This window comes from Pseudotabrizicola formosa (genome assembly GCF_002900965.1).
Taxonomy (GTDB): domain Bacteria; phylum Pseudomonadota; class Alphaproteobacteria; order Rhodobacterales; family Rhodobacteraceae; genus Pseudotabrizicola; species Pseudotabrizicola formosa.
The window spans coordinates 609,859-632,639 of sequence record NZ_PJOM01000001.1 but is presented as its reverse complement, the minus strand read 5'-3'; the positions used below and the strand labels follow the sequence as shown (position 1 = coordinate 632,639).

The window sequence follows — 22,781 nt, the reverse complement described above, 5'->3', positions numbered from 1 at the left end:
GGACCCGCGGGCCTTATTCACCCATCTTGTACTCCAGAAACCACTTGGTATTGAGCGCCTCCAGCGTGCCATCGGACCGCAGTGCCGCCAGACCCGCGTTGATCGGCCCCACCAGATCCGATCCCTTGGGGAAGATGAACCCGAACTCTTCGGTCCCCAACTTGTCACCCACAATCTTCAACCCGCCGTCTGACGCCTCGACATAACCCGCCCCTGCGGTACCGTCGGTCAGCACCAGATCCACATCACCGGCCCGCAGCGCCTCGACCGTGGCGCCGAAAGTCTCGAACAGCTTCACGCGCGGGTTTGCCTCATCGCCATCCAGCACTTCGTAAACGCCAACGTAGAACGGCGTCGTGCCCGGTTGCGCCGCCATCAGCAGATCAGCATCCGCAGCAAAGCCTGCCGCATCCGTGAACCGGGTCTCGTCACCGCGCACCAGCATCACCATCTGGCTGGTCATGTAGCTGTCCGAGAAATCAACCATCGCCTTGCGGTCATCACGGATGGTGATTCCGGTCATGCCAAGATCGAACTGGCCTTCCGACACGGCCGGGATCATCGCATCCCAGCTTATCGTCTCGTATGTCACGGTGAAGTTCAACCGCTCGGCCAGTGCCGCCATCGCGTCATATTCCCAGCCGATGGCCGCGCCCGAGGCATCCAGAAACTGCAAGGGCGGATAGGCGTTTTCGGTCACCACCACCACATCTCGGCCCCCCAGATCAGGAAGATCCTGCGACAGGGCGGCGGTGGCAGACAGCGCGAGGGCAAGCGCGGCAAGGGTCAGCTTCATGGGTCAGGCTCCCGTTGGAATGCCCCGCTGCGGGGCGCTTTGTAAGGCGAATTATGGGCTGCAGTGCAGGCGGGGGCAAGGGCAGCAGGGATCTGGCCGGCACAGAGCCGGGGCACAGACCGCCCGCCTGCCGGCTTTGCCCTGCAATCGGGCAAAGCTGGGCTATATGTCCCGCCCGGCATCCTCTGGCATGGTCGAAAACAGCGCAATCTTGTTGCCCTGCGGATCACGAAGATAGGCCACATAGAATTGCGGCCCATAAGATGCGCGGTACCCGGGCTGACCTTCATCTACACCGCCCGCGGCAAGGGCAGCCGCGTGCAGCGCGCGCACCTGCTGCGGACAGGCGGCCTGAAAAGCCACCATTGTGCCGTTTCCGGCAGACGCCGGCAGGCCATTGAAAGGGGCCTTCACGTAGAGGTCAGGCGAGGCAACAGGCGGCCCCCCCGGAGATGCCAGACTGTAGAGCAGGTCGCCATGGTCCTCTTCCAGCCGGTATCCAAGCGCGGGCAGGAAGGCCGAATAAAAGCGTTCCGCGCGCGCAACATCATCAGCACCAAGCGTGACATAAGCGATCATTCTGTGGCATCCGTCTCAAAAAGGGGACCCATCACCGCAGCACATTGCGCCACTCTCGCACCCATCCCTAGGCCCCGCCACATGCCGCACATCCCGCGCGACGCTTGACGCCGATCACCCGCGTTTCGGCATAAAGGGCATCGTGGATCAGCAGCCGCCCGCGCAACCCGCTTCCCGCACCGGTCAGGTGTTTCACCGCTTCGAGCGCCATCATCGCCCCGATCACGCCGGGCAAGGGTGAGGCCACCCCGGCCTCGGCACAGCTGGGCACCAGGCCCGGCGCCGGGCGCTGCGGGAAAACGCATTCAAAACACGGGCCACCCTCCGCTGGGTCATACAGGCTGATCTGCCCCTCCCATTGGGTGATCGCCGCCGAAATCAGCGGCTTGCCCGCCGCCGCACAGACGCGGTTCACCAGATAACGGGTGTCGAAATTGTCGGTGCCATCCAGCACCAGATCATACTCCGCCACCAGTTCTGCCGCCAAAGCCGCCTCCAGCCGCCGATGATAGGGCCGCACCTCGATGAACGGATTCAACGCCTTCATCGCGATTTCCGCCGAAAACACCTTTGGCATCCCGATCCGCGCATCGGCATGAATGATCTGGCGTTGCAGGTTCGACCCCTCGACGGCGTCGCCATCAATCACCCCGATCACCCCCACACCGCTGCCCGCCAGATACATCAGCGCAGAGCTGCCAAGGCCCCCCGCCCCGACCACCAGCACACGGGCGGCCTTCAGGTTTTTCTGCCCCGGCCCACCGATTTCGCGCAGCATGATGTGGCGGGCATAGCGCTCCAGCTCGACCGGCGCAAACGCCCCCGTCCTTTGGCCCCGGGGCAACGTGTCAGGGTCAGCGACCCGGCCACGCACCCGCCCCAGCAGGCTGCGATAGGCCAAGACCAGCGCCGCCAGCACGCCCAGCACGAACCAGCCGCGGAATTCGCCACCGACAAATTCCCCCAGCTGCGGCGGCATATAGGGCGCATGGGCCAGCAACAGCACCAAGAGCCAGCCCCAGGCCAGCAGCCAGAGCCAGCGCGCAGGCCAACCCAGCCAGCGCCCCGCGCCAAACACCGCGACAAAACCCAGAATGCCGATCATGAGCGCCCGGTGGAGCCAAAGCCGCCCGACCCGCGCGCCGTATCGCCCAGCGCGTCGACCACCGCAAACACGGCCTGCAGCACGGGTGCGATGATCATCTGCGCGACGCGGTCACCATGCTGGACGGTGTAGGGCTGATCCGACAGGTTGATCAAGGCCACGCCCAAGGGGCCGCGATAATCGCTGTCGATGGTGCCGGGCGTGTTGGGCAGGGTGATGCCCGACTTGGTCGACAATCCCGAACGGGGCCGGATCTGCATTTCATATCCCTGGGGAATTTCCACCCGCAGCCCGGTCGGACAGATCACCCGCTGCATCGGGGCAAGCGTCACACCGGTTTCCCGCATCTGAGGGGGCAGATTGGCGCGAATGTCGGCCCCCGCCGCGCCGGGCGTTTCATAGGCAGGCAGCGGCAACGCGCGGTCTGCCCAGTCCTCAAACACGATCTTCACCACCGGGGTCATTGCAACGCCTCCGCGATCTTTTCTGCCAGCCGCCGCGCCACCGCGTCTTTGGTCATGCGCGGCCAAACATCGGCACCGGCGTCAGAAATCACCGTCACTGCGTTTTCCACCCCGCCCATGATGCCAGTGGCCGGAGACACATCATTGGCCACAATCCAGTCACAGCCCTTGCGCAGGCGTTTTGCGGTGGCGTGTTCCACCACCCGCTCGGTCTCGGCGGCAAAGCCGATCACCAGACGCGGCCGCATGGCCCCCCGGGACACCGTGGCCAGAATGTCGGCATTCTCGGCAAAATCCAGCCGCGGGGCCTGCCCCGCCCCATCCTTCTTCATCTTCTGCGCGCCGGCATTGGCGACGCGCCAGTCGGCCACTGCCGCGGCCATCACCGCCGCATCGGCGGGCAAAGCTGCCTGCACCCCGGCCAGCATCTGCGCCGCCGTCTCAACCCGCACCACATCCACACCCCCCGGTGCAGGAACGGTCGCAGGCCCGGTGACAAAGGTCACCCTTGCGCCCAGATCACGCAAGGCCACCGCAATCGCCGAGCCTTGGGCACCCGAGCTGCGGTTGGCGATATAACGCACCGGATCAATCGGTTCATGCGTCGGCCCGGATGTCACCAACACATGGCGGCCCGCCAGAGGGCCAGCGCCCAGCGCGGCCCCGACGGCCGCCACAATCTCGGCCGGTTCCGCCATCCGCCCCGGCCCATGTTCCCCACAGGCCATCTCCCCCTCATTCGGGCCGACCATCAGCACCCCGTCGTCCCGCAGCGTCGCCAGATTGCGCTGCGTCGCCGGGTGCTGCCACATCCGCACATTCATCGCCGGGGCCACCAGCACGCGCTTGTCCGTCGCCAGCAACAAGGTCGAGGCCAGATCATCCGACCGCCCCGTGGCCATCTTGGCCATCAGATCCGCCGTGCCCGGTGCCACCACCAGCAGATCCGCCGCGCGCGACAGCTGGATATGCCCCATCTCGGCCTCATCAGTCAGGTCGAACAAGTCCTGAAACACCTTGTGCCCGCTGAGCGCCGAGACGCTCAGCGGGGTCACGAATTCCGCCCCCGCCCGGGTCAGCACCGGCACCACAGAACAGCCAGCCTTTTGCAAAAGCCGGATCAGTTCTAAGGACTTATAGGCCGCGATCCCGCCGCCGATGATCAGTAACACCCGTTTCCCGGCCAGCATCATGCGCCCCTTGTTGTCGCGCGAAGGTTAGGGCGCAACGCCCGCCAAAGGCAACACCCCGTCAGCGAAACGCCGAACAGGGATCTTCCCGCTCCAGCGCTTCCGTGACCAGCCACAGATCATAGGGCGCATTCTCTGGCGCGGCACCTTCCATCTGCCCCACCGACAGCACCGACACCCCGGGGGCCGCGTCCGCCAGCACCGCAGGCAGGCCCCAATCCGTGCGGGCATGGCCCGACCCGGTGATCACCGCCACCGGCGGGCCAACCTCCTCAAGCGCGCGCAAGACCTCCTGCGCCAGATAGGCATCACGAAGCCGCTGCGCCTGTACCATGCCCGGCAGCACCGACTCTGGCATCGCGTTGCAATGCGCCGCCATCTGTTCGGCCTCACGCGCGGCCTGTTCGGCATCGGGCAAGGCACGTGCCAGACCCGGACCCTCCGGCATCACCGCCAGCGCGCCTTCGCTTACCGACCGGCGCGCCAGATCGCGCGGCACTTCGGCCCCGTAATGCCGGGCATCGCGCGCAGCGACAAAGATCGGATAATACAGCGCAAAATCGGGCCAACCACTTTCGGCCCACCCCAGCGCGCGTGCCACGGCCGCGGCGTCACCCAGATCATCCGGCACCCGCATTGCCGCCTCGGCCGAAAGCTGCTCCCACACCACCGCGCGCGGGGTCAGGGAAAACACGGCCCGCGCCTGATTGATGTGGTGCTCGGCATTGTCATGCACTTCGCCCAGCACCAGCACATCGGCGCGGGGTATGTCATCGAGCACATCCGCCGTAATCTCTGCGGCCCAGACAGGCTGGGCAGCCAGGGCAAGGCCCAGCGTCAGGATCAGGGTTTTCATAGAAGGAAGTGATGCACTTCCCGCGACTGGCTTTCAAGGGTCCGCCGCATCTTGGCAAAGGCCGCCGCCTCAAGCTGGCGCACCCGCTCTTTGCTCAACCCCAGCTCTTCGCCCAAGGACTCCAGCGTGCGTGGCTCGTCGCGCAGCTTGCGCTCGGCCACGATGAACCGCTCACGCGGTTTCAGCGCCTGCATCGCGGTGACCAACCATTCCCGCAGACGTTCCGAATCATGCGACAGTTCCACCTGCTCTGCCGCCCCCGCCGAATCGTCTTCCAGCGCGTCGATCCATTCCCGCCCGTCTTCGTCACTTGATTGCGTCGCATTGAGCGAGAAGTCAGATCCCGACAGCCGCCCTTCCATCATCTCGACATCGGCCAGCGGCACGCCGACCTCGGTGGCCACCATCTGGCGCAACTGAAACTGGTCCAGCGTCTCGCCCCGTTGCGCCGCTTCGCGCTCCAGCTTGGCCTGAACCCGGCGCAGGTTGAAAAACAGCGCCTTCTGGCTGCTGGTCGACCCGGTCCGCACCATCGACCAGTTGCGCATCACATAGTCCTGAATGCTGGCCTTGATCCACCAGACCGCATAGGTCGAAAACCGCACACCACGATCAGGATCAAACTTGTCCGCGGCCTTCATCAAACCCAGCGACGCCTCTTGAATGAGGTCGGGCATCGGCGCGCCATAGCGCCGGAACTTGGCCGCCATTGAAATGGCCAGCCGCATATAGGCCGTGATCAGCCGGTGCAGCGCCCGCTCGTCCCGCTGATCGCGCCAGGCATAAGCCAGTTTCAGCTCTGTCTCGGCATCCAGCAATTCCGCCCGCATTGCTTGGCGGGACATGGTTTGGTCGTTATATCCGTCCAGTGCCATTTTCGTAACTCCCGGTTCCCGATACGCTGGCGTCGATACGGTCTGTCGCAACAATCGTGCGAGCCGGTCGCCGCTTTTGAAAGGTTATACGCAACATGTCCGCAGCCGGATCAGTCCGCCCCTCGACTTTTTCGCTGCCCGCGCTAACGCTGGTGATCGGGGGCGCGCGGTCCGGCAAGTCTCGTCTGGCCGAACGGCTGGTCACCGCCAGCGGCCGGCCCCGCACCTACATCGCCACCGCGCAACCCTTCGATGCCGAGATGCAGGACCGCATCACCCGCCACCGCGACGACCGTGGCCCAGACTGGACCACGCTAGAGGCCCCGCTTGATGTGGGGCAGGCCCTTGCCGCCTGCGACCCCGCCGGAGCTGTTCTGCTCGATTGCGCCACGCTCTGGCTGTCAAACACGCTGCTGGCCGGTTTGAACCTCGACGACGCCACTCAGGATCTGATCGCGACGCTGGCAAGCAGTCCGGCCCCGCTTGTTATCGTCTCAAACGAGGTGGGGTGGGGTATTGTTCCCGACAATGCGCTGGCCCGTCAGTTCCGCGACGCACAGGGCCGGCTGAACCAGCAGATCGCTGCCCGCGCCCCCCTTGTGATCGGCGTCATGGCCGGGCTGCCCTTTGCCCTGAAGGGCAGCCTGCCAGAGGCCATCCTGTGACCCGGCTGCACCTGGTGCGGCACGGCCCGACCCATGCCAAGGCCATGATCGGCTGGACCGACCTTCCCGCCGATCTGTCCGACCATGCCGCCATCGCAAGGCTTTCGGCGCACCTGCCCCATGATGCCGCCCTGATCTCTTCCGATCTGTCGCGCGCCATCACCACTGCGGATGCGCTGGCCCTGCCGACGCGCAACCGCCTGCCCCATGACCCGGCCTTGCGCGAATTGCACTTCGGGGACTGGGAAATGCAGACCTTCGCGCAGGCCGAGGCAGCAGATCCGGCCCATATCCGCGCCTTCTGGGAAACCCCCGGCACCCTGCGCGCGCCCGGGGGCGAAGGGTGGGATGACATCACCGCGCGCATTGCCGCCGCGCTTGATCGCCTGCCCGATCACACCATCGTCGTCTGCCATTTCGGGGCCATCCTCGCCGCGCTGCAATGCCGGCTTGGCCTGACCGCAAAAGACGTATTTCAGCACAAGATCGACAACCTGTCAGTCACCGAACTGCAAAGAACGCAGGCTGGCTGGCAGGCCATGCGCATCAATCACGTTCCGTGATGACTTTCCCCATAAATCATCGCTTTCCTTGTCACCCACCCTGCCGTTAGCTGGCGCAGCCAACATCACGGAGCGCGCCAGATGACCCTTCCCTATGATCTCGTGATCGGCGATCGCGCCTATTCCAGCTGGAGCCTGCGCGGCTGGCTGCTGTTCGACGCCTTCGGCATCCCGTACACGCTGCACAAGGCCCGGCTCTACACCGATGAGCTGCCCAGGGTGCTCCGGGCGTTTCATCCCGCCCGCACCGCCCCCACCATCCGCACCCCAGATGGCGTGGTGATCCCCGAAAGTCTGGCGATTGCCGAAGAGCTTGCCTCGCGCCACCCGCAGGCGGGCATCTGGCCGGCAGATCCGAAATCCCGCGCCATCGCCCGGGTCCTGGCGGCTGAGATGCACGCAGGCTTCACCGCGCTGCGCAGCCATTGCCCGATGAACCTGCGCGTCAGTTACACAGACTGCGCCCCGCCGCAGGGCGTGCTGGACGATCTGGCCCGGCTGGAAACGCTGTGGGACTGGGCGTGGGATCAGACCGGCTCCTCCCCTTGGCTCTGCGGCGCATATTCCGCCGCCGATGTCTTCTTCGCCCCTGTCGCCAGCCGTATTGCCACCTACAACCTGCCGGTCAGCCCCCGCGCGATGGGTTATGTGCAGGCGCATCTGGCGCATCCGTCGTTCCGGCAATGGCGCGCCATGAGTCTGGTGGATGGCGCGGATCAAGACTTTTACCGCCGCGACCACCCGACACGGGCCTGGCCCGGCCCGAAACCCCTGCCTGCGCGACCGGTGGATGGTACAGACTCGGAAAACACCGCCTGCCCCTATTCCGGCAAACCCGTCACCCATGTGCTGGACCTGAACCAGCGCCGCTTCGGCTTTTGCAACGCCTTTTGCCGCGACAAGACCGTGGCCGATCCGGAAGCCTGGCCCAGGTTCATGGCCCTGCTGTAACACCCGCACATTAACCATTCGCTAACCCTGCCCTATTAACCCTTCACCAAGGGATCGGGGTAAACATGGTCGCCAAAGCCTATACAGTGGCGTTTGAGGGCGTCGAGGCACGTCTGGTCGAGGTGCAATGCGCCGTGTCGCCCGGCATGCCCGGATTTTCCATCGTCGGCCTGCCAGACAAGGCCGTGTCCGAAGCAAAGGAACGCGTGCGCGCCGCTCTCAGCGCGATGTCCATCGCCCTGCCCACCAAGAAGATCACCGTCAACCTGTCGCCCGCCGACCTGCCGAAGGAAGGCTCGCATTTCGATCTGCCCATCGCGCTGGCCCTGCTGGCCGCCCTCGATATCATCCCCAAAGACGAGGTAGAGGGCACGGTGGCCCTTGGGGAGCTCTCGCTTGATGGCCGTCTGATCGCGGTGATCGGCGCGCTCCCCGCCGCGATGGCCGCCGCTGAAAGCGACCGCGCCCTGCTCTGCCCCCGCGCCTGCGGGGCCGAGGCGGCCTGGGTCGGGGCCGCCGAAGTGATCGCCGCGGCGTCGCTGGACGAGGTGGTGCGCCATTACACTGGCCAATGCCCGCTGCCCCCCGCCGAAGCGGGCGAGGTGCTCCCCCGAAGCAGCGGCCGCGATCTGGCCGAGGTCAAGGGGCAGGAACGCGCCAAACGCGCGCTGGAAATTGCCGCAGCGGGCCGCCACCATATGCTGATGGTCGGCACGCCGGGGTCGGGCAAATCCATGCTGGCCGCGCGCCTGCCCGGACTCCTGCCGCCCCTCTCGGCGGTCGAAGCGCTGGAAACCTCGATGATCCACTCGCTGGCCGGGCTGCTCACCGAAGGCGGCATCTCGCGCGACCGCCCGTTCCGCGAACCGCATCACACCGCATCCATGGCGGCAATCGTCGGCGGCGGCAAAGGCGCCAAACCCGGGGAAATCAGCCTTGCGCATAACGGGGTGCTGTTTCTGGATGAATTCCCCGAATTCCCAAGGCAGGTGCTGGAAACCCTGCGCCAGCCGATAGAAACGGGTGAGGTGATGGTGGCCCGCGCCAATGCCCATATCCGCTATCCCTGCCGCTTCCTGCTGCTCGCCGCTGCCAACCCCTGCCGCTGCGGCTATCTGTCAGACCCGGCCCGCGCCTGCACCAAGGCGCCGCTGTGCGGTGATGACTATCTGGGCCGGATCTCGGGCCCGCTGATGGACCGTTTCGACCTGCGCGTGGATGTGCCGCCCGTCGCCTATACCGATCTGGATTTGCCCGCGACCGGAGACGCCTCGGCCACCATCGCCATCCGCGTGGCCGCCGCCCGCAGCCTGCAAGCCGCGCGCTACGCGGGGGACGCGACCCTGCGTGTCAACGCTGATCTGGAGGGCAGACGGCTGGAAGAGGTGGCGACCCCGGATGCAGAGGGCCGCGCCCTGATCGCCCGCGTCGCCGAACGGATGGGGCTGAGCGCGCGCGGCTACCACCGGGTTTTGCGTGTCGCCCGCACCATCGCCGATCTGGACAGATCACCCGAAGTCCGCCTGCCCCATGTGGCAGAAGCGGTCAGCTACCGCTTTGCAGCGGGTTCAAAATCATAGCTGCGGCGTCGGTCATTCTCTTCGCCGGACCGCCAAACCCAAGGTGCCTTGCCGGCGCTTTCGCAAAAAACGCCTCTGCCCAAAGGCTCACGCCCGCTTGGCCTCAATGACCTCCCAAATCCGCGCCGCGGTATTGGTGCCGTCAAACCGCTCCAGCTCCTGAATGCCGGTGGGCGAAGTCACGTTGATCTCGGTCAGCCAGTCGCCGATCACGTCGATGCCGACAAACACCTGCCCGTTGTCGCGCAACACCGGCCCGATCGCAGCACAGATCTCCAGATCGCGCGCGGTAAGCCCCACCTGCTCGGGCCGCCCCCCGGCATGCATGTTCGACCGGGTCTCGCCCTCCTGCGGCACACGGTTGATCGCCCCCACCGGCTCCCCGTTGACCAGAATCACCCGCTTGTCCCCTGCCGACACTGCCGGCAGGAACTTCTGCACAATCAACGGCTCGCGGTTCATGCCGGTGAACATCTCATGCAGACTGGTCAGATTGCGGTCATTCGGGTCAAGCCGGAACACCCCCGCCCCGCCATTGCCATACAAGGGCTTCAGGATGATATCGCCATGCCGCGCCTTGAACGCCCGGATCGTCTGCAGATCCCGCGCAATCGCCGTCGGCGGGGTCAGGTCCGGAAAGCGCAGCACCAAAAGCTTTTCCGGAAAATTCCGCACCCAGAACGGATCATTCACCACCAATGTCTTCGGATGGATCATCTCCAGAAGATGCGTGGTGGTGATATAGCCCATATCAAACGGCGGGTCCTGGCGCAGCCAGACCACATCCATATCCGCCAGATCGACCTCGACCTCCGGCCCGAAGCTGACATGATTCCCGACCTCCCGCCGCAGCTCGATCCAGAATCCCCGCGCCATCACCCGCCCCTCGACAAAGGCAAGCCGATCCGGAGGGTAATAAAACAGCGCATGCCCCCGGGCCTGCGCCTCCAGCGCAATCCGAAACGTGCTGTCGGCGGTGATGTTGACCGACCCGATCGGGTCCATCTGCAGGGCAACCTTAAGCGGCATGGGCAATCCTCCGTGATTGCGGCAGCATTGGCGCAAAGCGCGGAAAGATGCAAACCGTCAGGCGGCGAAGGCGTTTTCCCGCACTTCGATCCGGCCCGTACCGTCCACCAGCGCCACGTCAAACCGTACCGGCGTCAGTGACCCGGCAGGTTCCGTGCCGATAAAGCATTCCGCCGATGCGCAAATCCGCGCCATCTGCCGCGCAGTGACCCGTTCAGCCGCAATCGCAAAGCTTCGTGCCTGCTTGACCTCGATGAAGATCACCTCCGCACCGTCCCGCGCAATCAGGTCAATCTCGCCACCCGGGCCCCGCCACCGCCGCGCAATCACCTGCCGCCCCGACCGGTCGTAGAATTGCGCAACCTGATCCTCGGCCGAGGCTCCGGCGTAATAACTTCTGCGTCCACTCATCCCGATTGCCTTTCTGATAAGTCCAACCCCGCAGCAAGCCGACAGCAGGCCTCAGCCATCCTTCCCTGTACGGGGCCGCGTCAACGCAAGCTGATAGACCTCGCGGCGTGGCACACCATAAGCGTCAGCAATGGCTGCCGCCGCGTCCTTGACAGACATGCTGATCATCGCACGGTCCAAGGCCGACTCCACCGTTTCGGCATCCGCCTGCACCACAGCCCCGCGGTCGATCAGCAGAACGATTTCACCTTTCACATCCCGCCCGTCATAGGCCGCGACCAGATCGGCCAATGTGCCGCGTGTCACCTCTTCAAAGCGTTTCGTAAGCTCCCGGCACACCACTGCCCTTCGCTCTTCTCCGAAGGTTTGCACACATTCCCCTAATGTTTCTCTAATGCGTTTCGGACTTTCATACAGGATCAGCGTCGCCTGGGTGCGCACCAGCTCTTCCAGGAAGCGGCGCCGTGCCGCTTTGGCCGCGGGCGGAAACCCGGCGAACAAGAACCTGTCCGATGGCAGGCCCGATACGGTCAGCGCGCAGAGCACCGCCGATGCGCCGGGGGCGGCCAGCACCGGCAGGCCGTCTGCAATCGCCGCCCTGGCCAGACCGAATCCGGGGTCAGAGATCAGGGGCGTCCCCGCCTCTGACGCATAGACCACCGATTTGCCCTCGCTGAGCGCTCGCAGCAGTCTGGGCAGGGCCTGTGCCTCATTATGCTCGTGATAGGGCACCAGCGGCCGGTCCTTCAGGCTGACACCGTGAATCTCCATAAGATGCCGCAGGCTGCGCGTGTCTTCGGCCGCCAGCACATCGGCCCCGGCCAGCAGATCCAGCGCCCGCAGCGTGATGTCGCGCGCAGCCCCGATCGGTGTCGACACGAAGTGCAGGCCCGGCGGAATGTCGCGCGGCGAAGGGGAATGCGGGCCAGGGCGGGCGGGGTCGTCGCTTTGAGGGGTCATCGGGCGGGTCCTGACAAGTTTACTTCGTGCGCCATTGCCCGTAAGTTCAGCCTTCAAAGCTGCGCCCATCGGGAAGAGGAAGTCCATATGTTGTCTGTTATACGCCGGGCCCGCAAGTCGCTGGGCCATGCTGCCCTTGCGGTCGCGGCACTCGCCCTTGCCGCCTGCCAGCCCGCTGCCGGCCCCGGAGCCGGAACGGCCATCGATTCGTCGGCTCCGGTCGTCGTGGCGCTGCTGGTGCCCTCGGGCTCGGGTCAGGCCAGTGACGAGCTGCTGGCCCGGTCCTTGCAGAACGCCGCACGTCTGGCGATTTCCGATCTCGGCACCAGCCGGATCGACCTGCGGGTCTACAACACCGCAGGCCAGCCGGCCTCGGCACAGGCCATGGCAACCCGGGCCATCGACGACGGCGCACAGATCATCCTTGGTCCGGTCTTTGCGCAAGAGGCAAATGCCGCAGGCGCGGCGGCTGCGGCGCGTGGCGTCAATGTGCTGGCGTTTTCCAACAACCCCGATATCGCCGGTGGCAATGTCTTCATCCTGGGCCAGACCTTTGGCAACACTGCGGACCGGTTGGCCGGCTATGCCGTGCGCAATGGCAAGCCGCGGATCATGGTGGTGCATGACCAGAACACCGCCGGCCAGCTGGGTCGCCGGGCGATCGAACAGGGCGTGGCCCGGGCCGGTGGCTCTGTGGTCGCGGTCGGCTCTTACGAATTCTCGCAGAACGGCGTGCTGGAGGCCGCGCCCCGCATCGCCGCCACCGCGCGCGACAACAATGCCGATGCCGTGTTCCTGACCGCCGATACCGCAGGGGCGCTGCCCCTCGTCAGCCAGATTCTCGACGACAACGGCCTTGGACCGGCCGTCACCCAGTTCATCGGCCTGACCCGCTGGGACATTCCGCAGGCCACCCTCGGCCTGCCGGGCGTGCAGGGCGGCTGGTTCGCCCTGCCGGACCCGGGCCTGTATCAGCAATACCAGACCCGGTATCAGGCCGCCTTTGGCGAGCCGCCGCATCCGATTTCCGGCCTTGCCTATGATGGCATCGCCGCGATCGGCGCGCTGCTGAAACAGGGCCGCACCACCACGCTGAACGGGGCAGCGCTGACGCAGGCCGCAGGCTTTGTCGGCGTGAACGGCATCTTCCGCCTGCGCTCTGACGGACAAAACGAACGCGGTCTCGCCGTGGCCCAGATCCGCAACAACCAGGTCGTGATCATCGACCCTGCGCCGCGCAGCTTCGGCGGCTTCGGGTCTTAAGGCCAAGCCAGTGGCGCGCCCCGTCGCCACCCCAACGCCCCTTGCGGGCGCAGCCGCTGCCACGGTTGCGCCCCTCACCGCTGCGCCCCTCACCGCTGCGCCCGACATGCTGTTGCCCTCAGACCAGATCATCGACCCTGGGGCCTGTCTGGCGGCCATCGCACAAGAACTGGCCGAGCATCCCGGCCCTGACAGCCGGGACATGCGCGCCATCGCGGTCCGCCACCTGACAGAGGTCCGGGCGCGGGGCAATGCCGCGCTGGCCGAAGCCTTCCTCGCCCGCCCACGCGACGCGCGGGCGCTGGTGCTGGGCCAGTCCGTGCTGACCGACGCGCTGGTGCGCATCGTGCTCGAAGTGTCCTGCCGCTGGCTGCACCCGCTGTCGAACCCCACGGAATCAGAACGCATCGCCGTTGTGGCCGTGGGCGGCTATGGCCGCGCTGAAATGGCCCCGGCCTCGGATGTCGACCTGCTGTTCCTCACGCCGTGGAAAACCACGCCCTGGGCCGAAAGCGTGGTCGAATCCATGCTGTATATGCTGTGGGATCTGAAACTGAAGGTCGGCCACGCCACCCGCACCGTCAAGGATTGCATCCGTCTGGGCCGCGAAGACATCACCATCCGCACCGCCCTGCTGGAGCACCGTTTCATCGCCGGCCACGAACCGCTGGCAACCGAGCTGGGGGACCGTCTGTGGTCAGAGCTGTTCCGCAACACAGGCCCCGAGTTCATCGAGGCCAAGCTGGCCGAACGCGCCGAACGCCACCGCCGCCAGGGGGGCCAACGCTATCTGCTGGAGCCTAATGTCAAAGAAGGCAAAGGCGGCCTGCGCGACCTGCAGACGCTCTACTGGATCGGCAAATACCTGCACCGCGTGCCCGCCGCGCGCGAGCTGGTCGCCATCGGCCTGTTCCGCCCCGAAGAATATGACACCTTCCGCACCGCCGAGGAGTTCCTCTGGGCCGTCCGCTGCCACCTGCATTACATCACCGGGCGCGCCATGGACCAGCTGACCTTCGACCTGCAGGTCGAGGTGGCCTCCCGCATGGGCTACCGCGATGCCCATGGCCGCCGCGCGGTGGAAATCTTCATGCAGGACTATTTCCGCCATGCCACCCGCGTCGGCGAGCTGACCCGCATCTTCCTGACCGAACTGGAAGCGCGCCACGCCAAGCCAGAGGCCAGCCTCTTCGGCATCTTCAAGCGCAAGAAACGGGTGCGCGAGGGCTATCGTCTGGTGCAGGGCCGCATCGACGTGACCGATGAGGTCGCCTTCCTGACCGACCCGCTGAACCTGCTGCAGATCTTTGAAGAGGCCCTGCGCACCGGCTATCTGCTGCACCCCAATGTCATGCGGATGATCGCGGCGAACCTGACGCTGATCGACGATTCGGTGCGCGACAACCCCGAGGCCGTCCGCCTGTTCACCGACATGCTCCTGAAACACGGCAACCCGGAACGCGCCCTGCGCCGGATGAACGAACTGGGCGTGCTGGGGGCCTTCATCCCCGAATTCGAACGCATCGTCGCGATGATGCAGTTCAACGTCTACCACCACTACACGGTGGATGAACACATCATCCAATGCATCTCGGTTCTGGCGCAGATCGAACGGGGCGAGCTGGTGGAAGAGCTTCCCATCGCCAGCGGCATCCTCTCCGCCGGGGTCAACCGCAAGGTGCTCTATATCGCGCTGCTGCTGCATGACATCGGCAAAGGCCGCCCCGAGGATCATTCGATCATCGGGGCCCAGATGGCCCGCCGCATCGCGCCGCGCCTTGGCCTGACCCATGACGAGACCGAAACCGTCGAATGGCTGGTGCGCTATCACCTGCTGATGTCCGACATGGCGCAAAAGCGTGACATCGGCGATCCGCGCACCCTGCGCGACTTTGCCAAGGCGGTGAAAACCCGCAAGCGGCTGGATCTGCTGACCGTGCTCACCGTCTGTGACATCCGCGGCGTCGGCCCCGGCACCTGGAACAACTGGAAAGCCATGCTGCTGCGCCGGTTGTACAACGAAACCGCCGGGGCGCTGGAAAACGGGTTGGAGAACATCAACCGCACCCAGCGCGAGGATGAGGGCAAGAAGGCCCTGCGCGAGGCGCTGTCCGACTGGCCGCAGGCCGATATCCGCGCCGAACTCGCCCGGCACTACCCGCCCTATTGGCAGGGCCTGCCGGCCGAGACGCAGGCCGTGTTCGCCCGCCTGCTGCGCGGGCTGGCCGATGACGAGATCCGCATCGACCTGCACCCCGAACCCGACCGCGACGCCACACGCGCCGCCTTTGCGCTTGCCGATCATCCGGGCATCTTCTCGCGTCTGGCCGGGGCGCTGGCCCTTGTCGGGGCCAATGTGGTCGACGCCCGCACCTATACGTCGAAAGATGGCTATGCCACCGCCGTCTTCTGGATTCAGGATGGCGAGGGCAAACCCTATGACGAGGCCCGCCTGCCCCGCCTGCGGTCGATGATCGACAAGACCCTGCGCGGCGAGGTCGTCGCCCGCGACGCGCTGAAAGACCGCGACAAGGTGAAAAAGCGCGACAGCGAATTCCGCTTTCCGACCCATATCATGTTCGACAACGAAGGATCGGACATCTACACCATCATCGAGGTCGATACCCGCGACCGCCCCGGCCTGCTGTATGATCTGACCCGCACGCTGGCCAACAACAACATCTACATCGCCTCTGCCGTGATCGCGACCTATGGCGCACAGGTGGTGGACAGCTTTTATGTGAAAGACATGTTCGGCCTGAAAATGCACGCCAAGCCCAAACAGGACGCGCTGGAGAAAAAGCTGCGCCAAGCCATCCTAGAGGGACGGGAGCGGGCCACGCAATGAAGCCGATCCGCCTGATCCGCTCGATCATGGTGGTCGGCGGCTGGACGCTGCTGTCACGCGGTGCGGGATTCGCCCGCGATATCCTGATGGCCGCCTATCTTGGGTCCGGGCCGGTGGCTCAGGCCTTTCTGATCGCCTTTTCCCTGCCCAACATGTTCCGCCGCTTCTTTGCCGAAGGCGCATTCAACATGGCCTTCGTGCCGATGTTTGCCAAAAAGCTGGAAGGCGGCGAAGACGCAAAGGGCTTTGCCAGCGATGCCTTCAGCGGTCTGGCCGCCATACTGCTGGTGTTTTCGCTGCTGGGCACGCTGGCCATGCCCTGGCTGGTCTGGGCCATGGCGTCGGGCTTTGCGGGCGACGAACGCTTTGATCTGGCGGTGCTTTATGGCCGGATCGGGTTTTCCTATATCCTGTTCATCAGTCTTGTGGCCCTGCTGTCGGGCGTGCTCAACGCCTTTGGCCGCTTTACCGAAGCCTCCTTCGTGCCGGTGCTGATGAACCTGATGTTCATCGCCGCCATGGTCATGGCAGATCACTCCGGCTGGGACATGGGGCTGACCCTGGCCTGGACGGTGCCCCTGACCGGCGTGGCACAGCTGGCCTTCACATGGTGGGCCGCCGCGCGCGTCGGCTTTGCGCCAAGGCTCGCCTGGCCAAAGATCACGCCGGAACTGAAACACCTGCTCAGCGTGGCAGCCCCCGCCGTGTTGGCCGGCGGGGTCATCCAGATCAACCTTCTGGTGGGCCGTCAGGTGGCCAGCTTCACCGATGGCGCTGTGGCCTGGCTGTCCTATGCCGACCGGCTGTATCAATTGCCCCTTGGCGTTGTCGGCATCGCCATCGGCACCGTGCTGCTGCCCGATCTGTCGCGCCGCTTGCGCGCGGGCGACGCTCAGGGCGGGCGGGACAGTTTCAACCGCGGCAGCGAATTTGCCATGGCGCTGACACTGCCGGCGGCGGTGGCGCTGGTGGTGATCGCCATGCCGCTTTGTGCCGTGCTCTATCAACGCGGCGCATTCGGCGCGGATGACACCGCCAATACGGCGATGGCGCTGGCCGCCTATGGCCTGGGCCTGCCCGCCTTCATGCTGCAAAAGATGCTGCAACCGCTGTATTACGCGCGTGAAGATACCAGGCGCCCGTTCCGCTATGCGGTGATCTGCATGGTGGTGAATGCGCTGATCGCCATCGGGCTGATGCCGCTGATCGGCTTTGTCGCGGCGGCGCTGGCCACCACGCTCTCCGCCTGGGTCATGGTCTGGCAGCTCTGGCGCGGCAGCCGCGGCATGGGCGAGGCCGCGCAGTTTGATGCCCGGTTCCGCGCCCGCGCCTGGCGCATTGTGCTGGCCGCCATTGGCATGGGCGCCGTGCTGTTCGGCGCGATGACCGCCCTTGGCCCGATGCTGGGCACGCCCGGGCTGCGCTATGCCGGACTGGCCCTGCTGATCGGCGCGGGCATCCTCAGCTACTTCGCCATCGGCACCCTGATCGGCGCCTTCCGGCTGTCAGATTTCAAGTCAGCGCTGCGCCGCAGCCCACGCTGACCGGGGGCAAAGGTTAAGGCTTCCTTAAAGTCAAAAGGCAAGCCTTTGGTTTCATTGTGCCTTCCTCCCCGTAACACAGGGGGAAGCTAGCGCTGCCGCACCTTCTCCAGCACCCGCCCCCAACCGCCCGGACTGACCAGGAAAGACAGGACGAACCCGGTCGCAAACCCGGTCAGGTCGGCCACCCATTCATAGCCCCCGCCAAACAACAGCCCGAACAAAAGCTGGAACGCCAGCAGGAACCCGATCAGCGTGAAGGCCCGGTACTTGTTGGCCCCCACCGCCGCAAGGTTGACCCAGAGCAAAAAGGTGAACCCCCCGATCAACCCATAGACCGCCGGATACCCCCCGATCAGCGGCGCCTGCACCCCCGGCAGCACAAGGGTGTAGACCATGGCCCCCACGATGGCCGAGGTGAAGAACACCAAAAGCACCGCCCACCAGCGGAACACCTCCCCGACCATCTTGCCCAGCGCCAGCAGGATGACGACAGCAAAGACCACATGGGTCAGATTGCCATGCACGAACGGGTAGGTCACCAGCCGGTGCATCCCATCAAGCGGGTACTGCCCGGTCTCCAGCAAGTACCGCATCTGCTCAGGCCAGAAGGAATACCCTTCCAGCACTTGCAAGCGCCAGCCAATTCCCTCCGGTCCGCCGATCAGCCCGGCCCCGGCGGCGGCAAGCACCAGTTCCATCGCGATCATCGGCAAAGCCAGCGCCCAGACCACCAGCGGCAGCGGGTTCAGCGGGGCGGCATTCATGTCTTGCATCGGGCTCTCCTGCGGGGCCTGCGCGATTGACGCCCCCGTGACCATGGATTACGCCAGCCAGATTGCTTTATCCAGATGGAGACGACCATGTCAGAGCCTTCGGCGGTCCAAACGCCGCAAGCCTTCAGCCCTCGCGTCTTTTCAGGCATCCAGCCCTCGGGCGGGCTGACCCTTGGCAATTACCTCGGGGCCCTGAAACGCTTTGCGCAAAAGCAGGATGAGGGGATCGAGACGATCTACTGTCTTGTCGACATGCACGCCATCACTGTCTGGCAAGACCCGGCCAAGCTGCGCCAGCAAACCCGCGAAGGGGCGGCGGCCTTCATCGCCTCGGGCGTCGATCCGGCGCGGTCGATCCTGTTCAACCAGTCGCAGGTTTCGGCCCACGCCGAGCTTGCCTGGATCTTCAACTGCGTCGCCCGTCTGGGCTGGATGAACCGCATGACCCAGTTCAAGGACAAGGCCGGCAAGAATGCCGAAGCCGCATCCTTGGGCCTGTACGCCTATCCCGCGCTGATGGCCGCCGACATCATGGCCTATCACGCCACCCATGTGCCGGTGGGCGAGGATCAGAAGCAGCATCTGGAACTGACCCGCGACATCGCGGCCAAGTTCAACCATGATTACGGGGTTGCGTTCTTTCCCATTGTAGAGCCGCTGATCGAAGGCGCGGCCACCCGCGTCATGAGCTTGCGCGACGGCACCAAGAAGATGTCGAAATCCGACCCGTCGGATCAGTCGCGCATCAATCTGACCGATGATGCCGATGCCATTGCGACCAAGATCCGCAAGGCCAAGACCGACGCAGAACCGCTGCCAGACACGCTGGACGGCCTGAAAGACCGGCCCGAGGCGCGCAATCTGGTGAACATCTACGCTGCCCTCGCCGGCATGACCGCGCAGGAGGTCATCGTCGAGAATGCAGGAGCCTTGTTCGGGACCTTCAAGCCAAAGCTGGCAGAGCTTGCGGTTTCGGTGATGGCCCCGATCACCAGCGAGATGAACCGGTTGATGCAGGACCCCGCCGAGATTGACCGCATTCTTGGCACCGGGGCTGACCGGGCAGAGGCGATTGCCCGGCCCATCCTTGATCAGGTCTACGACATCACCGGCATGATCCGGTCGCGGCGCTGAACCTCAGGGGCGGCCTGTGCCGCCCCCTACCCTGACGCGAAAGCGCTGTGCCCCTGGCGATGGCCACGCTATGCTGCGCAGAATGAAGGTTCTGTCCCGGGCGCTTTTGCTGTTTCTGTTGGTCGGGTCGCTGGCAATGACCTTGCGGTCTGGCCTGCGCATTGCCGAAAACCCGACCCTCTCCCCTGTCATCGACCGATCTTTTACCGAGATTCAGGCGCTGACCGACCGCATGATGGCGCGCGAGGCCACGCCCGAGCGGTTGTCAGACCTGATCAATGCCCGGTTAGAGGAAGACCCGCGCAACTGGGTGGCCCTGCAAGCCCTGGCCGAGGTGGCGGCGGAGCAGGGCCATCCGCTGCCAGCCGCATATGAGCAAGCCTGGGGCGAGGACTCGGGGGTGATGGCGCTGTCGGGCGATTGCCTTGCCTGTATCTGGGACATCAGCACCTGTTCGCTGTCCACCGCGCTGATCTGCAAGGCACCGATCTTGCTGACACCCGTCGAAGACTTGCGCGGCGTGGTGCAGGCAGGGGCCGATTACAGCATGGGGCGGCCGGTGGATCAGCTGGACCTTGGCCTGTCGGTGGTGGGGTTGGGGGCGACCGCCGCGCTGATGGCGACCGGCGGCACCTCGGCCACGGTAAAGGCAGGGACCGCCACGATCCGGCTGGCGCGGGGCATGGGCCGCCTGTCGCCCGCGCTGACCACGCGGATGACAGGCGCGGTGACCGACGGCATCCGCTGGGCCGATCTGCCAAAGGCGCGCAGCCCGCAGGATGTGACGGCGCTCCTGCGCACCGATGCGTTGCTCCCGCTCGCCGAAACGGTCACCGACCTTGGACGTGTGGCCGACGCGACCGGGCCGGTGCAGGCGCTGCATCTGCTGCCGCTGGTGGATGATGCGGTGGATGCGCGGCGGCTGGCCCGCGCGTCCGAAGCCCTTGGCACGCGGACCGTGTCGCGGGCCGAAGTGCTGGGCAAATCAAGGGTGCTGCGCGCGACGGTGCGGATCAGTGATACCGCCATAGGGTTGATGACCGGGCTGATTGGGGCGCTGGTCTCGCTTGCGATGATGGTGGCGGGGGCTGTTCAGACAATGGTGCTCCGCGCTTTGCGGCGCAGTGTCACATGACTGAATCCATCGCGCGCTAGCGTCGCAGTTGACGGGCGGGCCTGTCCCCCAATTGAGCTGCCATCTGGGTCCGTCACCGGCCCCATGCGGCCCCGCCCTATTTGCCCCCGGTCTGGTCCCCTCCGGATCGGGGGGCTTTTTCTCACAGCCTTTGTGCGGTCGCGGGGCTATGTCGCAGGCCCGCGTCGGGATAATGTGCCAAAACAGCCCCTGCCTAGGGGTTCCCCCGATGGAGCGCAAGATGACCAGCATTCACCCCGGCACCCGCGTAGGCCATGTTCACCTGAAAGTGGCAGATCTTGACCGTGCCATTGCCTTCTATTCAGGCATATTGGGCTTTGGCGTGACGCAGCGCTACGGCCCGCAGGCGGCGTTTCTGGCGGCGGGTGGGTATCATCATCACATCGGGCTGAACACTTGGGAAAGTGCGGGTGGCACACCACCGCCTGCGGGCCATACCGGCCTGTATCACACCGCCTTCTTGTTCCCCGACCGCAAGGCGCTGGCGCGGGTGTTCAGGCGGCTGGTCGAGGCGCGCTGGCCGATCGACGGCGCGGCCGACCATGGGGTGAGCGAGGCGATCTATCTGACCGACCCCGATGGCAATGGCGTGGAGCTGTATGTCGACCGGCCCGAGGCAGACTGGCCCCGCGATGCCAATGGCACGCTGGCGATGGTCAACCGGGGTTTTGATCTGGCCGCCCTGCTGACCGAGGCGTAGCGGGTCTTTACAGCGGGCCACAAACCCCTTAGGCCCGCCGGCTTGCGATCAGGGGACAACATGGCACAGGCACGCGTCTGCGGGGTGGATTTCGGCACCTCAAATTCCACGGTATCCATTCCGGCAGGGTCCGGCGCGCGGCTGATTGCGCTGGAAGGGGACAGTGTGACCCTGCCCTCGGCCGTGTTCTGGGATGCCGAAGGGGCGCCGCCGCAGTTCGGGCGGGCCGCGATGGCGGCCTATGTCGAGGGCGACGACGGGCGGCTGATGCGCGGCTTGAAAAGCGCCCTGGGGTCCGACCTGATCCACGAAAAAACCCGGGTCGGAAACCGGGCGATTGCCTTTACCCTGATCATTGGCCGCTTTTTCGGCCACCTGCGCGGCAAGCTGGAAGCCGCACAGCCCGGCACCGACCATGTGGTTCTGGGGCGCCCGGTGCATTTCGTCGATGACGATGCGGCCGGCGATCAGGCGGCGCAGGATGTGCTGGAGGCCATCGCGCGGGAGGCCGGGTTTTCGCAGGTGGGCTTCCAGTATGAGCCGATTGCGGCGGCGCTGGATTATGAAAGCCGCGTCACCGCCGAGGAGCTGGTGCTGATCGTCGATATCGGCGGCGGCACCACCGACTTTTCGGTGATCCGCGTCTCGGCGCAAGGCGCGACGCGATCCGACCGCAGCGGTGACATTCTGGCCAACCACGGCTTGCGCCTCGGCGGCACCGATCTGGACCGGCTGTTGAGCCTGGACCACATCATGCCCGATCTGGGCCTTGGGTCTTTGGTGCATGGCGGCAAGACGCCGATGCCACAGCATTACTATCTCGACCTGGCAAGCTGGCACCGGATCAACACGATGTATGCGCCAAGTGTATCGCGCGAAATCAAGGAGTTGCGCCAGCGGGCGACATCGCCGGATCTGTTGGACCGGCTGCTTGCCGTGTTGGAACACCGCCGCGGACATGCGCTGGCCATGGCGGCGGAGGCGGCCAAGATTGACCTGTCAGACCAGGTCCAGACCAGAATTGCCATTGCCGCGCTGACCGGCGGCCGTGACAAGCCCTTGTCGCGCACCGGGTTCGAGGCCAGTGTCGAACATCCCGTCCTGCGGCTGACCTCTGGTCTGGCAGAAGTCTTGCGGCGGGCCGGGGTGGCCCCGCGTGACATTGGCACGGTGTTCATGACCGGTGGTTCGGCCAGCCTGCCGGTGCTGCGCGATGCCGTCACCCGCTGCCTGCCCGGCACTCCGATTGCAACCGGCGACATGTTTGGCAGCGTTGGCACCGGCCTGGCCCTTGATGCGGCGCGAAGGTTCGCGTGACGCATCGCTAAGACTTGCGAGG

Annotated in this window: 22 protein-coding genes; 11 read left to right on the top strand and 11 right to left on the bottom strand. The window is 65.5% G+C overall.

All coding sequences use genetic code 11. The features are described 5' to 3' along the window. Positions 1-13: 13 nt before the first annotated feature. From CXR43_RS03210 to CXR43_RS03180, 7 genes are all read right to left on the bottom strand, one after another. Entirely contained in the window at positions 14-796 is a 783-nt protein-coding gene (locus CXR43_RS03210; protein ID WP_103332566.1) for a transporter substrate-binding domain-containing protein, read from the bottom strand. A 162-nt stretch (positions 797-958) separates the two neighbouring features. Beyond that, a complete protein-coding gene (locus CXR43_RS03205; protein WP_103332565.1) occupies positions 959-1,375 on the bottom strand; it encodes a VOC family protein in 417 nt (138 codons plus the stop codon). 67 nt (positions 1,376-1,442) lie between these two features. Continuing rightward, positions 1,443-2,480, bottom strand: coding sequence for a HesA/MoeB/ThiF family protein (locus CXR43_RS03200; RefSeq protein WP_103332564.1), 1,038 nt, complete (start codon positions 2,478-2,480; stop codon positions 1,443-1,445). Next, positions 2,477-2,944 carry a dUTP diphosphatase gene (dut, locus tag CXR43_RS03195; protein WP_103332563.1) on the bottom strand — a complete coding sequence of 156 codons (468 nt, stop codon included), beginning with the start codon at positions 2,942-2,944 and terminating at the stop codon, positions 2,477-2,479. Before dut ends, CXR43_RS03200 begins: the two co-directional genes overlap by 4 nt. Next, positions 2,941-4,134, bottom strand: a complete 1,194-nt coding sequence (gene coaBC, locus CXR43_RS03190; protein ID WP_103332800.1) for a bifunctional phosphopantothenoylcysteine decarboxylase/phosphopantothenate--cysteine ligase CoaBC — start codon at positions 4,132-4,134, stop codon at positions 2,941-2,943. The genes dut and coaBC overlap by 4 nt, the downstream gene beginning before the upstream one ends. A 61-nt stretch (positions 4,135-4,195) precedes the next feature. After that, entirely contained in the window at positions 4,196-4,990 is a 795-nt protein-coding gene (locus tag CXR43_RS03185) for a ChaN family lipoprotein (RefSeq protein ID WP_103332562.1), read from the bottom strand. Then, a complete protein-coding gene (locus tag CXR43_RS03180) occupies positions 4,987-5,865 on the bottom strand; it encodes an RNA polymerase factor sigma-32 (RefSeq protein WP_103332561.1) in 879 nt (292 codons plus the stop codon). The genes CXR43_RS03185 and CXR43_RS03180 overlap by 4 nt, the downstream gene beginning before the upstream one ends. A 95-nt stretch (positions 5,866-5,960) precedes the next feature. On the opposite strand from CXR43_RS03180, the gene cobU reads away from it, so the two are divergent. From cobU to CXR43_RS03160, 4 genes are all read left to right on the top strand, one after another. Continuing rightward, positions 5,961-6,530 carry a bifunctional adenosylcobinamide kinase/adenosylcobinamide-phosphate guanylyltransferase gene (gene cobU / locus CXR43_RS03175; protein ID WP_103332560.1) on the top strand — a complete coding sequence of 190 codons (570 nt, stop codon included), beginning with the start codon at positions 5,961-5,963 and terminating at the stop codon, positions 6,528-6,530. Then, the gene (locus tag CXR43_RS03170; RefSeq protein WP_103332559.1) at positions 6,527-7,093 is read left to right on the top strand and encodes a histidine phosphatase family protein; all 567 of its coding nucleotides are present in this window, start codon (positions 6,527-6,529) and stop codon (positions 7,091-7,093) included. The genes cobU and CXR43_RS03170 overlap by 4 nt, the downstream gene beginning before the upstream one ends. Before the next feature lie 81 nt (positions 7,094-7,174). Continuing rightward, on the top strand, positions 7,175-8,044 hold the full coding sequence (locus CXR43_RS03165) for a glutathione S-transferase (RefSeq protein ID WP_103332558.1): 870 nt from the start codon (positions 7,175-7,177) through the stop codon (positions 8,042-8,044). A 65-nt stretch (positions 8,045-8,109) separates the two neighbouring features. Continuing rightward, complete coding sequence (locus CXR43_RS03160) at positions 8,110-9,624, top strand: YifB family Mg chelatase-like AAA ATPase (RefSeq protein ID WP_103332557.1); 1,515 nt, start codon at positions 8,110-8,112, stop codon at positions 9,622-9,624. 87 nt (positions 9,625-9,711) lie between these two features. On the opposite strand, the gene gshB is transcribed toward CXR43_RS03160, so the two are convergent. Genes gshB through rsmI form a run of 3 tightly spaced genes read right to left on the bottom strand, consistent with a single transcriptional unit; the run spans position 9,712 to position 12,024 of the window. Then, a complete protein-coding gene (gene gshB, locus CXR43_RS03155; protein WP_103332556.1) occupies positions 9,712-10,653 on the bottom strand; it encodes a glutathione synthase in 942 nt (313 codons plus the stop codon). Positions 10,654-10,710: 57 nt separating this feature from the next. Continuing rightward, positions 10,711-11,064 (bottom strand): YraN family protein, encoded by a 354-nt coding sequence (locus CXR43_RS03150; protein WP_103332555.1) that lies wholly within the window; start codon positions 11,062-11,064, stop codon positions 10,711-10,713. A 51-nt stretch (positions 11,065-11,115) separates the two neighbouring features. Continuing rightward, complete coding sequence (gene rsmI / locus CXR43_RS03145) at positions 11,116-12,024, bottom strand: 16S rRNA (cytidine(1402)-2'-O)-methyltransferase (protein WP_103332554.1); 909 nt, start codon at positions 12,022-12,024, stop codon at positions 11,116-11,118. An 87-nt stretch (positions 12,025-12,111) separates the two neighbouring features. Here rsmI and CXR43_RS03140 point away from each other — a divergent pair, with 87 nt between their 5' ends. The 3 genes from CXR43_RS03140 (at position 12,112) to murJ (ending at position 17,679) form a co-directional block, all read left to right on the top strand. Further along, a complete protein-coding gene (locus tag CXR43_RS03140) occupies positions 12,112-13,287 on the top strand; it encodes a penicillin-binding protein activator (RefSeq protein WP_103332553.1) in 1,176 nt (391 codons plus the stop codon). 106 nt (positions 13,288-13,393) lie between these two features. Beyond that, complete coding sequence (locus CXR43_RS03135; RefSeq protein ID WP_103332552.1) at positions 13,394-16,135, top strand: [protein-PII] uridylyltransferase; 2,742 nt, start codon at positions 13,394-13,396, stop codon at positions 16,133-16,135. Then, a complete protein-coding gene (murJ, locus tag CXR43_RS03130; protein WP_103332551.1) occupies positions 16,132-17,679 on the top strand; it encodes a murein biosynthesis integral membrane protein MurJ in 1,548 nt (515 codons plus the stop codon). Before CXR43_RS03135 ends, murJ begins: the two co-directional genes overlap by 4 nt. A gap of 86 nt (positions 17,680-17,765) precedes the next feature. On the opposite strand, the gene CXR43_RS03125 is transcribed toward murJ, so the two are convergent. Beyond that, positions 17,766-18,452, bottom strand: coding sequence for a rhomboid family intramembrane serine protease (locus CXR43_RS03125; RefSeq protein ID WP_103332799.1), 687 nt, complete (start codon positions 18,450-18,452; stop codon positions 17,766-17,768). An 87-nt stretch (positions 18,453-18,539) separates the two neighbouring features. Between CXR43_RS03125 and trpS the strand changes: the two genes are divergently transcribed. The 4 genes from trpS (at position 18,540) to CXR43_RS03105 (ending at position 22,759) form a co-directional block, all read left to right on the top strand. Further along, positions 18,540-19,586: a tryptophan--tRNA ligase gene (gene trpS / locus CXR43_RS03120; RefSeq protein ID WP_103332798.1), complete on the top strand. Its 1,047-nt coding sequence runs from the start codon at positions 18,540-18,542 to the stop codon at positions 19,584-19,586. Positions 19,587-19,668: 82 nt separating this feature from the next. Next, a complete protein-coding gene (locus tag CXR43_RS03115; protein ID WP_103332550.1) occupies positions 19,669-20,721 on the top strand; it encodes a hypothetical protein in 1,053 nt (350 codons plus the stop codon). A gap of 241 nt (positions 20,722-20,962) precedes the next feature. Then, complete coding sequence (locus CXR43_RS03110) at positions 20,963-21,442, top strand: VOC family protein (protein ID WP_103332797.1); 480 nt, start codon at positions 20,963-20,965, stop codon at positions 21,440-21,442. 60 nt (positions 21,443-21,502) lie between these two features. Next, a complete protein-coding gene (locus tag CXR43_RS03105; protein ID WP_103332549.1) occupies positions 21,503-22,759 on the top strand; it encodes an Hsp70 family protein in 1,257 nt (418 codons plus the stop codon). Positions 22,760-22,781: the final 22 nt, after the last annotated feature.